Below are 11,874 nucleotides of genomic sequence, written 5' to 3'. Positions count from 1 at the left end.
GCTGGTCACGGAGCTGGCGTGTGGGCATGGCTCTTCCTGCCGACGGGGTTGCCGTGGGCAGTCATGCCCGCCGTGGTCGGCCGAACACCCCGGGTACGGGCGGATCGGCCGGAAACGGCGCATGAAGGGCTTGATCACTGCGGGGGCGTCCGCAGGCCGCGGACCCGGGCCGGTGCCCCGGCCGCGCCGATGGGCGAAGATGGACCGGTGACCGAATCCCGCACCGCGCCCCGCCTCATCGCCACCGACCTGGACGGCACCCTGCTCTGCTCCGGCGGCACCGTCACCGACCGCACCGCCGCGGCGCTGGCGGCGGCCGAGGCGGCCGGGGTGCGGGTGGTGTTCGTGACCGGGCGGCCGCCGCGCTGGATGCGGCAGGTGAGCCCGCACATCGGCGGCCACGGGGTGGCGATCTGCTCCAACGGCGGCGCGGTGGTGGACGTGCGGCGCGGCGAGCTGCTGGAGACCTTCCCGCTGCCGGTGGAGACCACCCTGGCGGTGGTCGAGACGCTGCGGGCCGCGCTGCCCGGCACCGCGTTCGCCTTCGAGTACCCGGGCGGCTGGGCCCGCGAGGCCGGCTACGCGGTGCCGATGTGGGGCGACGAGATGGAGCACGAGGTCGGCCCGGCGGAGGAGCTGCTGGGGGCCGGCGGGTCGGTCCGCGGCCTGTTCAAGCTGCTGGCCAAGCACCCGGACCTCGACCCGGACAAGTTCCTCGCCGAGGCCAGGGCGGCGGCCGGGCACCTGGCCGAGATCACCCGCTCCGCGTCGATCCCGCTGCTGGAGATCAGCGCGCCCGGCGTCACCAAGGCCAGCACGCTGGCCCGCTGGTGCGCCGGGCACGGGATCGACCGGAGCGAGGTGGTGGCCTTCGGCGACATGCCGAACGACCTGGAGATGCTGGCCTGGGCCGGCACCGCGTACGCCGTCGCCAACGCGCACCCGCAGGTGCTGGCGGCGGTGCCGCTGCACACCGTGAGCAACGAGCAGGACGGCGTCGCGGCGGTGCTGGAGGAACTGCTCGGGCTCGGCTGAACCCGGGGCTCCTCCAGCCGGTCGGTGCTCAGCCGAAGCGGCCGTTGACGTAGTCCGAGGTCCGCTGGTCGCGCGGGCTGCCGAAGATCTGCCCGGTCGGCCCGGCCTCGACGATCCGCCCCGGGGTGTCGTGGGTGGCCAGGAAGAACGCGCAGGTCTGCGAGACGCGCTGGGCCTGCTGCATGTTGTGGGTGACGATCACGATGGTGAGCCGCCCGCGCAGTTCGGCGATGGTCTCCTCGACCCGGCGGGTGGAGGTCGGGTCGAGCGCGGAGCACGGCTCGTCCATCAGCAGGATGTCCGGCGAGACGGCCAACGACCGTGCGATGCACAGGCGTTGCTGCTGGCCGCCGGAGAGCGCCCCGCCCGGGGTGTGCAGCCGGGTGGACACCTCGTCCCAGAGCCCGGCCCGGCGCAGGCTGGTCTCCACCAGGTGCTGGCGCTCCTCCTTGGAGACCTTGATCCCGGCCAGCTTGAGCCCGCTGGAGACGTTGTCCTGGATGGACATCGCCGGGAACGGGTTGGGCCGCTGGAACACCATGCCGATCCGGCGCCGCACCTCGGCGGGCCGGCGGCCGGGCCGGTAGACGTCGTCGCCGTCCAGCAGCACCTCGCCGGCGAGGGCGGCGCCGCGCACCATCTCGTGCATCCGGTTGAGGATCCGCAGGTAGGTGGACTTGCCGCAGCCGGACGGGCCGATCAGCGCGGTGACCTCGCCGGCCGGCATCGCCAGCGAGACCCGCTCCAGCACCTTGCGGCTGCCGAACCAGGCGGAGACCTCCCGGGTCTCCAACCCGGCGAGCGGCCCGCCGTCGGGGTGGCCGTCCGCGTCCTGCCCGTACGGCTGGTCCGCGTACGGGTCGGGGGCGACCGGGGGGAGGGTGATGGTGTCGGCGACCGGGTCGGTCGGTGGGAACTCGGCCTGCGGGGTGTCGGTCAGTGGTGCGTCGGTCATCGGAACGGTCCTCCGGGCGCGCGTCAGTAGAGGTTGGGCAGCAGGGCGGCGGCGTTCTCGTAGACCGCCCAGAGCAGCGCGCCGACCACCGGCGCGAGGCTCAGGTAGGCGGCCGAGCGCCGCCAGTACCGGGCCAGCACCAGGGCGCCGGCCACCGCGCCGAGCAGGCCGAGCGACCAGAGCTGGAGGGTGGCCAGCGCGCCCTTGTCCGCGGCCAGCGCCTTGTCGTACGGGACGGTCGCGGGCCGGCGGCCGGGGTTCTGCTCCGGGTCGCCGTCCAGCCGGGCGCCGATCAGCACGGTGGAGCCGGGGATCCAGTCGGAGTCGCCGGTGACCAGCACCATCCGGTTGCCGGCCGCCGGGTCGACGATCGGGTGGTCGCCGTCGCCGTACACGTTGACGGTGTAGCTGAACTTGCCCTGGCCGGTGGTGGTCTCGATCTTGTCGCCGACCCGCAGCTTGGACAGGTCGGCGAACGGCGCGCCGAAGGTGGCACCGCGGCCGAAGAGCACGGTGACCCCTCGCTGGCCGGGCAGCGCGGTGTCCCGGCGGTGGCCGGGGCCGCGCATCAGGTCCCGGCCGGTGGTGCCCTCGACGACCACGGCCTGGTGCAGGCCGATCGCCGGGATGTCCAGCAGCGCCACCGGGGCGCCGTCGGCGGCCGCGCCGGTCGGGGCGACCGCCCGGGCCAGCTGGTCGCGGAAGGTCTTGTACCCGGTGGACTGGTAGTGCCGCTGCTGGACGTGCGACAGCGTGAACAGGTACCCGACGAAGCCGAGCACCAGCGCGGCCGCCAGGCTGACCGCCCAGGCGCCCTGGAGGAACCGCCGCCGCCCGGGGGAGACGGCGGGCCGGACCGGGGCGTCGGACGCGGCGGGGGCGGCGGGGGCGGCCGGCTGCGCCGGGGCGCTCCGCTCGACCGGCTTCTCCAGCACCGGGGCCGTCACGAGGTGCCGCCCGAGCCGTTGCGGCGGCGCAGCAGACGGCGGCCGAGCAGCGGCGGGACGAGCACCACGGCGAGCAGTTCCAGCGCGGTGAGGGAGGACAGCATCCAGTCCTCGGGCTTGCCGCTGATCTCGACCACGTTGGCGGCCACCTCGGTGGCGGCGCCGCCGCGGCCGCGGGCGACCACCTGGCCGGTCTGCGGGTCGATCACGTCCTCGGTGCCGTCACCGGCGCCGGGCGCGTTCGGGTCGCCGCCGGCCGCTCCGGCGGCGTTCGGGTCGCCGGCACCGCCGGCCGTACCCGCGCCGCCGGTACCGCCCGCCGCACCGCCGGTACCGGTGCCCCCGGTGCCACCGGACCCGCCGGTGCCGCCGGAGCCGCCCGCCGCACCGCCGGAGCCGCCGGCCGCGCCGCCGGAACCGCCCGAGCCGGAGCCGGTCTTGACGGGCTGGCCGTCCTTCACGGTGCAGTCCAGCGGGCTGCCCGCCTTGTCGCAGGGGCTCGGCATCGGGGCGTTCTTGAGGACGGTCAGCTCCCCGGCCGAGTTGAAGGTCGGGTTGGCGCAGTTGGCGAGGGTGTCGGGGTCGACCGGGCTGGCGTTGCCGGGGATGTTCCTGGTCTGCAGCAGACCGCCCTTGACCAGGCCGCGCGGGATCGGCGAGTAGCCGAGGTCGTCCGCCTTGCCCTGGCCCTCGCACAGCACGTAGGAGAGGAAGCGGCTGAGCGCGGAGCCCTTGTCGTTGTTGAAGCGCGGCGGCGGGGGTGCCGAGGCTCCGGCGCGCGGCACGATCAGGTAGCTGTAGCTGGAGATCGGGTAGGCGCGCGGGTCGTCCATGGTGTAGACGCCGTCGAGGTTCTGCTGCAGGTAGTTCGGGTCGTTCGCGGGGGTGCCGTCGTCCACGCCGCGGATCTTGGCGGCGGTGAGCGCGACGGCGACGTTGGAGGCGGTCGGCAGCGCGTAGTAGCCGGCCTGGTTGAGCACCTTCACGACCGGCCAGTTGCTGCGCTTGGCGAAGGCGTACTCGTCGTAGCCGATGGTGCCGACGTTGGTCGGGGACTTGATGTAGCCGGCCACCACGTCGGAGCCGTTCTGCGCGGTCATCCGGCCGGAGGGCGGGAAGAACTCGGTGTAGTCACCGCAGCTCACGCCGTTGACGGACTTGCAGTAGGCGTCCCACTGGTCCTTGTGGGTGTGCTCCATCCAGCGGGTGAACTGCGCGGTGGCGCCGGAGCCGTCGGAGCGGACCACCGGGGTGATCGGCAGGCTGGGCAGCGGCTTGCCGTAGTCGTTGGTGATCTTCGGGTCGTTCCAGTTGGTGATCTTGTTGGTGAAGATGTCCACGACGGTCTGCGGGGAGAGCCGCAGGTCGCGGACCTGCTTGCCGCCGACCACCAGGTTGTACATGAAGGTGGTGCCGCCCGCGGTGATCGGTACGTAGGAGAAGCCCCAGGTGGGCTTCTCCGCGCTTCCGGTCCCGGACGCCTGGCCGCCCTGCCCCACCCCGCTGTCCTGCCCCGAGCGGAACGGCACGTCCGAGGCCGTGAAGTCGTCCTGCCCGTTCGACCAGGCGGTGCGGCCGGCCGCGGAGCCGACCGGGCTGAAGTTGATCTGGATGCCCTGCGGGGAGACGTCCTGCCGCCACTGGTCGATGGCAGGACCGGCCCAACTGGAGCCGTCCGCGCTCAGCGAGACGGAGGCCGCGAACGCCGGGGACTGCCCCAGCAGCGGGGAGGCCGCCGCGAGCATCAGGGACATCGTCCCCGCCAGCAGCCGGGCCACGGAGCGACTGAGGCCCCTGGACATGTGAACTCCTCTGGTACGGAGGGTGGTTGGTCTGGACATCAGTGCTTCGCCTGCGAGTGGAGGGCGTACGGACGGGCGATGCCCCCGAGGGCGGCCGCCTCCTGGCGGCGGGCCTCCCGGTTGATCCGGCGCTTCTGGGCCCGGGTCAGCTGCCCGGGACGGCGGCCGCCGAGCATGCGCGCGGTGACGAAGAGGATCAGCACCACGGCCATCAGGGTCAGGCCGGCCGCGAAGCCGCGCGCGATCATCCCGTCGTACGGCTGCTTGACGTAGTTCCAGATGTACAGCGGCAGCGACACCTGCTGCGCGTCGAACGGGCTGGCGTTGAACCGCGGGGTGAAGCCGGAGGTGAGCAGCACCGGCGAGGTCTCGCCGACGCCGCGCGCCATGCCGAGCACCACCGCGGTCACCAGACCGGGCCGGGCGGTCGGCAGCACCACGTTCCACACCGTGCGCCACTGGCTGCCGCCGAGCGCGTAGGAGGCCTCCCGCAGGGTGCCGGGCACCAGCCGGATGACCACCTCGGCGGCCCGGGTGACGATCGGCATCATCATCACGGTGAGCGCGAGCGAGGCCGCGAAGCCGCTCTTCTCGAAGCCGAAGGTGAGGATCACGATGCCGTAGACGAACAGGCCGGCCACGATGGACGGCAGCGCCGTCATCGCCTCGACCAGGGTGCGCACCGGGCGGGCCGCCCGGCCGCCGACCTCGGACATGAAGACGGCCGCGGCGATGCCCAGCGGAACGGCGAACAGGGAGGCCAGGCCCAGCTGTTCGAGCGAACCGACGATCGCGTTGAGCGCGCCGCCGGAGGTGAGCGGGTCGAGCGGGCCGGTGCGCTCCATCGACTCGGTGAAGAAGTTGAGGTGCTGGGCCGCCTCCCAGCCCCGGCTGGCGACGTAGCCGATCTGGTCGGCGGTCAGCGCGACCACCAGCAGCCCGGAGCTCCAGGCGACCACGGCGACCAGCCGGTCCCGCACCATCATCGGGTTCCACTGGAGCCGGCCGAGCAGGTAGTAGCCGGCCAGGAAGAGCAGGTACCAGCAGAGCAGGAAGCCGAAGGCGCCGCTGAACGGCAGCACCCGCTCGTAGAGCACCCAGTCCAGCGCTAGCGAGCCGACCGCCGCACCCGCCACGGTGAGGACGTCGTCGCGGGTGACGCCGCCGATCCGCAGCTTCTTCTCGGGGCCCGGGGTCCCGGCCGCGGCGGGCCCGGCGGGCCCGGGGGACGCGGGGGGCGAGGGCTCGCCGGCGGGCCCGGACGCCGCGACCGGCGGCAGGTCGAGCGTGGTCATCGGATGGTCCCTTCACGGTGCGGACGGCTGCGTGCCCTGTGGGCGGACTGACGGTCGGTCATGCTCAGTCCGCCGTCGCGGCGCCGGAGCGCGAGCGGTTGATGACGATCCCGGCCAGCACGTTGACCAGCAGGGTGAGCGCGAACAGCACCAGGCCGGCGGCCATCAGCGCGGAGAGCGACAGCGCGTCCGACTCGCCGAAGCGCAGCGCGATCAGCGCGGAGATCGAGTTGGCGCCGTTCTCCAGGATGTGGGTGATGGCCTTGAAGTTCGGCGAGATGATCAGCGCGACGGCGATCGTCTCGCCCATCGCCCGGCCGAAGCCCAGCATCACCGCGCCGATGACCCCGCCCTTGCCGAACGGCAGGACGACCGCGCGGACCATCCCCCACCGGGTCGAGCCGAGCGCGTACGCGCCCTCCCGCTCGCCCTGCGGGGCCTGGGAGAACACCTCCCGGCTGAGCGAGGTGACGATCGGGATGATCATCAGGGAGACCACCACGCCGGCGATGAAGGTCGACGAGGTGTACGAGGTGCCGATGTCGCCGGTCCGCACCTTGAGGAAGGGGATGTACTCCCCCAGGTGGTTGGCCAGCCAGCGGACGAAGCCGATGATCCGCGGCTGCAGGAAGAACAGGCCCCACAGGCCGTAGACGATGCTGGGGATCGCCGCCATCAGGTCGATCAGCGAGACCAGGGCGGCCCGCAGCCGCACCGGGGCGTACTCGGAGATGAAGATCGCGGTGCCGATCGCCACCGGGACGGCGATGACCAGCGCGATCACCGCGATCAGCAGGCCGTTGGGCAGGACGGCGGCGATGCCGAAGTTGTGGGCGGCGGTCTGCCACTTCTGCTCGGTCAGGAAGGACAGGCCGACGGCGCGCAGCGCGTCGGAGCCGCGCAGGATCAGGAAGAAGGCGATCAGTCCCATGATCGCGAAGACCGAGAAGCCGGCCAGCCGCAGCACGCCGCGGAACACCCGGTCGCCCGGGGTCGCGGGGGAGGTGATCGTGCGGGGCACGTCCTGGTCGGGCCCGTGGTCGGGTTGGCGTGGTGCCCCGGCGTACGGTGCCGCGGGCTCGGCGGCGGATGTCATGGTGTGCTCTCCGTGCTCGGGAACGGGCGTGCTCGGTGAGGGACCGGGGCGCTGCCTCGGCGGGAGGGAAAGCGCTCGGCGGGGCCGGAACGGCGGCCCCGCCGAGCGCGGGTTCCTACTTGCGGCGCAGTCGCGACCACTGGGCGCGGGCGCCGGTCAGCACCTTCGCCCCGGCCGGGGTACCGCCCAGGACCAGCGCGGCCGGTCCTCCGACCAGCAGCACCAGGCCGGCGATCAGCGCGACGGGCAGCAGCAGGCGGGCGGTGCCGGGACGGTCGGGCACCGGGGTGCCGACCGGCGCCGCGGCGATCGCGTTGCCGGAGGGCGCGGCGCCCGCGCCGGGCTTGGCGCCGCCGGCCGCACCGGGAGCCGCGGCTCCGCCGGCCGTGCCGGTCCCGGTGGAGCCGGTGCCGGAGAGGCCGCCGCCGGACAGGCCGTCGGAGGAGCCGAAGCCGGTGCCGCCGGAGTTGCCGTCGGCGGTGGTGCCGCCGGTGCCGGAGCTGCTCACCGGGGTGGTGCCGTCGCCCGTGCCGCCGGAGCCGGAGGAACCGTTGCCGCTCTCCGGGGTGCCCGGCTCGCCGCCGGGCGGAGGGGCGGTCTGGTTGCCGGGCAGCTTGCCGTCCTGGGCCGCGACGTGCTGCACGGCCTCCTGGGCCTGCTGCCGCTGGGCGCCGGTCAGCGCGAGGTAGCCCTGGGCGAGCTGCCCCGGCGCGAGGCCGTAGGTCTGGCCGTCGGTGGTCACGGTCTTGAGGAACTGCGAGATCGACGCGGCCTTCTCGGCGGGCACGCCGCCGGTCGGCACCATCGCGTACTGCACCGCGGTGAGCGGGTACGCCCGCTGGTCACGCGAGAACGCGGTGTCCGGCGTGCCGTAGGGCAGCTGCTGGACCCCGGTGGCGGCGTCGGTCGGCATGTCGCCGACGGCGGCCTGGAAGCCGGCCGTGCCGGGCGACACGAAGGAGCCGGCCGGGTTGAGCAGCGAGGCCTCGGGGAGCGAGAACGCCTTGGCCTGGGCGGTATCCATGATGGCGAGCAGCGAGCGCACGCCGGGGATCTGCGTGAAACAGGGCTTGTGGCTGCCGTCGGACTCGCTGTTCGGCTGCTGGCAGTTCGGCTGGTACTGCATCAGGTTGCGCGCCACCCGCCCGAGACCGTCGAGCGAGGGGTTCCACTCGTACTGCTTCCAGTGCTTGAAGTCGACTCCCGCGCTGCCCTGCGCGGGCCCGGAGTAGTCCTGGACCTGGAACGCCTCCGCCGGGTAGCCGGCGAACTTCGGCTTCAGGTAGAAGCTGTCGACGCGCATGCCCCACGGGTCCGGCTCACCGTCGAGGAAGCGGCTCGCGTCCGGATCGGCGGCGAGCCACGAGGTCAGCTGGTAGGTGAAGTCGGTGGTGCCACCGGGAACACCGGGGTAGACCGTCAGGGTGCCGCCGCAGCTCGTCGGCCAGTGGATCCCGTTGGCCGCCGTCTCCGGGTTCAGCTGCTTGAACTCGGGGTCGGTGTAGAGGCAGGTCGAGTTGCCGGCCACGGAGGGGATGCTCATGCCCGGCGAGGCGTAGGACTGGGTGAGCAGCTTGGCGACCAGCCGGGCGTTCAGCTTCATGTCGCGGATCTGCCGACCGGTCTTCGGGTCGTCGATCAGGTACGTGACCGAGATGCCGGTCGTCGCGAGCGGGGCGTAGACGTACGGACGGGTGGGCGGCGAGCGGTCGGGCCGCGCCGTCAGCGCGACCTCCGTGCTGCTGCTGCCCCCCAGGAACGCGGCACGGGCCTGCGGCTCACCACCGGAGGGGACGTAGCCCACGGTCATCGGCGAGTCGCCCAGGCACAGGCCGGCCCGCCACTGCTGCATGGCCCGGTTGGCCATCTCCAGACCGGCGGCACCGAAGGCCTGGTTGCTCACCGTGCAGGAGTCCGCCGTGGGCGCGAAGGACAGCGGGACCACCGTCCGGTGCTGCCAGGCGCACTGCTCGCTGGTCCGGTTGCCCGTCTTCCAGTTCTGGTTGCCGGGGGTCATGATCCCGTCGGCGGCGGTGTAGCCGTCCGGGTCGGCGTCCAGGTCGTGGAACTCGCAGTCGGCCTTGCCGTCGAGGACCTGGAAGAGGTCCAGCGGGTCGCCGCCGTAGTTCGGCTCGACCACCAGGGAACAGGGGTGGGTCGCGTCACAGCCGAGCGTGGAGCTCTCCTTCGCGCTCCACACCTCGATCGAGGCGCTGCCCGAGCCGTCCGGGCCGGTGGCGGCGATCACCTGGTTGGTGGGCCACTCCGGCACCTCCGTGCGCGTCGGCCGGGGCGGCTGCTCGAAGCCCTTCGTCCGGTCGCCGCCGTAGAGGGTGCTGCCGTAACAGTCCGTCACCGCCGGGTCGGTGCCCCGGCACTGGTAGATCCGCACCGCGTAGAGGATGTGGGTCGACAGCGACTGTGCCGTCGGTGCGGGATCGTTGGTGCCCAGGTAGACCGTCGGGGTGAAGCCGCTCCAGGAGACCTGGAGGACCTGGTTGGTCAGGTTCGCCGTCTGGGAGACGGTCACGCTGCCCTCGGTGCCGTACTTCTTGGCGGACGGAATCCAGACCTTCGGGCCCGGGACGGTCACCGCCGAGTCGGCGTGCGCCTGTGGCGCCGCGCCCAACCCGATCGGAATGACGGCGAGCGCCGCCACCACGGCCTTGGCGAGGACCAGGGCCGGTAGTCGACGGCGCCACCTCCCTGGGCCTCTCGGGTCGGGTACGCGGTTTCTCATGGCGAGGCCTCCGGGAGATGCGGGCCGCCGGGGGAGGCGGCACGAGGGCGTCGATCGCGCTGGGGACGGACGGTTCCGTGCGTACTATTCGGCCAGCCGGACATGGCGGGATCCGGTCGACCAGATGTACGAGACCACAACGCGACGACTCCGTACCGGAGTTGGGAACTCCGCAAGCGAAGGGCCCGCGCCGAGGCGCGGGCCCGCCGACCTGCGGTTCAGTACCGGGTGAGCGGTACCGGGTGGTTCAGTGCGCCGGGGTGTAGGACAGCGCGAGCTTGCCGATCTTCTGGCCGGCGGTGAAGTAGCCGGTGCCCAGCTTGGTGTCGAGGTACTGCGCGCCGGCCGCGTCCACCTCGAAGCTGGAGGAGGTCAGGTTCTGGGTGAGGCCGCTGCGGGTGATCACGTTGTCGCCGGACGGGTCGAGCAGCGGGACCGGCGTGGTCGAGCCGTTCGGGACGGCGGTGAAGTAGCCGTTGTCGACCGAGAAGTCGAGCTGCTTGAAGGCCACGCTCTTGCCGGTCTTGAGGTTCAGGAAGAGCAGGCCGCCACCGAACTGCACGTCGCCGTAGAAGTTCGGGATGTTCGCGGCGCCGCCGGTCACCGGAAGCGTCACGGTGAGGCCCGCCGTCTGGTCGTACGCCGGGTCCGCGGGCTGGAGCGGGATGATCACGATGCCGTTGAGCGCGGCGTTCGTCAGGAAGTTGACGTCGGTGGTGATCACGGCCTGGCCGGCGGCCGGGGTGGTGGCCGTGTCGGCGACGGCGACGCCGCTCACGGCGGTCAGGGAGAGGACGACGGCGGCACCGGTAGCGGCCAGGCGGGCGCTGATGCGGGACATGCTGGACTCCTTGGGAGAGGGAGAGGTGATGTGCGGGTGGTGCGGTTCGGCGGGGCTCAGGAATGGGTGACGGAGCCGCAGGCGATCTGCGGCAACGGAACGAAACCGGACTTCCTGATGGCGTCCGCGCCGTTGCGGCAGATCCAGCCACCGCGGCCGAAGATGCCGCGCAGCGCGGCACCACGGGTGTTGTCGGCGTACAGCTCCGCGTCGCGCAGGACGTTCGACAGCACGACCCCGTACGGCGCCGTGACGGCGGAGGCCGAGATCGTCCTGGTCTGCGGGTCGATGGGCGCGATGCCGTCGACGGACCTCAGGGTCAGGGCACCCGGCACGTCCTCACCACCGCCCTGTCCCTGGTACGCCTGGCCGATGTAGTAGCCCGTCGAGTAGGGGATCAACGCGTCGGGGTCGGCCAGGACCGGGTCGCTGCCCTGGTTCTCCCGGATGCCGCTGGTGACGCAGGCACCGGGGGTGACCGCGTAGCCGCGACCGATCGTGAGCAGGAAGTGCGCCCTCAGACCTGTCCCGGACGGGGGAAGGTAGGCCTTGATGGTGGCGTTCGGCAGCGCCGGGTCGATCTGGTTCCAGGTGGTGACCGCGCAGGTGTAGATGTCCTTCAGGTTCCCGGTGCTCAGGTTCGCCGGGGCGTTGCCGGTAGCCGGGGCGGCCCAGGCGACGGCGTCCCAGGCGATGGCCACGAAGTCGTCCGTCGAGAGGTCGTCCTGCTGCGGGCCGCGTGACGCGCGGGCGAAGTCCACGGTGGTGCCGGTGCGGCCGTTCAGCGCGACCATGCCGGCATGCTGGTCCGCGGGCCGGGCGATCGTCGTGGCACCCGACTTGGTGGTGATGGTCCCGCTCGGGCGCGTGTCCCAGCTGTACAGCCTCGGTGTCGCCGGATCCGTCAGCGAGGCGTTGTAGCCGATCGCGATCCGGTTCATCAGGATCTGGGTCGTCCCGTCGCCGACACCCACGACGTCGACGGCACGCGGTGTGACACCGGCCGCCGGGTCGGCGAGCGCGGTACCGCCGACGGTGGTCGTCGCCAGGACGGCGATCGCGGCGGCACCGCCCAGCATGGTCATGGCCCTGCGCATCGGCCCGCCTCCGGCGTCCGGTCGTGGTGAGGGTGGCCCGGCGGCCGCGGGGCGAGGCCCCGCGGC

At 72.8% G+C, this 11,874-nt stretch carries 9 protein-coding genes; 1 reads left to right on the top strand and 8 read right to left on the bottom strand.

Going from position 1 to position 11,874, the window contains the following annotated elements:
* Positions 1-189 precede the first annotated feature (189 nt).
* A complete protein-coding gene (locus tag ACWDCZ_RS36170; protein WP_074002012.1) occupies positions 190-1,035 on the top strand; it encodes an HAD family hydrolase in 846 nt (281 codons plus the stop codon).
* Positions 1,036-1,063: 28 nt separating this feature from the next.
* Here ACWDCZ_RS36170 and ACWDCZ_RS36165 read toward each other — a convergent pair whose 3' ends face one another.
* The 8 genes from ACWDCZ_RS36165 to ACWDCZ_RS36130 form a co-directional block, all read right to left on the bottom strand.
* Positions 1,064-1,990 carry a phosphate ABC transporter ATP-binding protein gene (locus ACWDCZ_RS36165; protein WP_082346115.1) on the bottom strand — a complete coding sequence of 309 codons (927 nt, stop codon included), beginning with the start codon at positions 1,988-1,990 and terminating at the stop codon, positions 1,064-1,066.
* 23 nt (positions 1,991-2,013) lie between these two features.
* Entirely contained in the window at positions 2,014-2,937 is a 924-nt protein-coding gene (locus ACWDCZ_RS36160) for a sortase (protein WP_380744332.1), read from the bottom strand.
* Positions 2,934-4,739: a phosphate ABC transporter substrate-binding protein PstS gene (locus tag ACWDCZ_RS36155; RefSeq protein WP_079272017.1), complete on the bottom strand. Its 1,806-nt coding sequence runs from the start codon at positions 4,737-4,739 to the stop codon at positions 2,934-2,936. The genes ACWDCZ_RS36160 and ACWDCZ_RS36155 overlap by 4 nt, the downstream gene beginning before the upstream one ends.
* Before the next feature lie 38 nt (positions 4,740-4,777).
* Complete coding sequence (gene pstA, locus ACWDCZ_RS36150; RefSeq protein WP_117488857.1) at positions 4,778-6,034, bottom strand: phosphate ABC transporter permease PstA; 1,257 nt, start codon at positions 6,032-6,034, stop codon at positions 4,778-4,780.
* A 64-nt stretch (positions 6,035-6,098) separates the two neighbouring features.
* Positions 6,099-7,130, bottom strand: coding sequence for a phosphate ABC transporter permease subunit PstC (gene pstC / locus ACWDCZ_RS36145; RefSeq protein WP_049661130.1), 1,032 nt, complete (start codon positions 7,128-7,130; stop codon positions 6,099-6,101).
* Between the two features lie 115 nt (positions 7,131-7,245).
* Positions 7,246-9,870, bottom strand: a complete 2,625-nt coding sequence (locus tag ACWDCZ_RS36140) for a hypothetical protein (RefSeq protein ID WP_143204523.1) — start codon at positions 9,868-9,870, stop codon at positions 7,246-7,248.
* A gap of 247 nt (positions 9,871-10,117) precedes the next feature.
* A complete protein-coding gene (locus ACWDCZ_RS36135; protein ID WP_074002009.1) occupies positions 10,118-10,711 on the bottom strand; it encodes a hypothetical protein in 594 nt (197 codons plus the stop codon).
* A 56-nt stretch (positions 10,712-10,767) separates the two neighbouring features.
* On the bottom strand, positions 10,768-11,808 hold the full coding sequence (locus ACWDCZ_RS36130) for a substrate-binding domain-containing protein (protein ID WP_449818102.1): 1,041 nt from the start codon (positions 11,806-11,808) through the stop codon (positions 10,768-10,770).
* Between the last annotated feature and the right edge of the window lie 66 nt (positions 11,809-11,874).

The sequence above is a fragment of the Kitasatospora sp. NPDC001225 genome (genome assembly GCF_053597855.1).
This window is presented reverse-complemented; position numbering and strand designations above follow the sequence as displayed.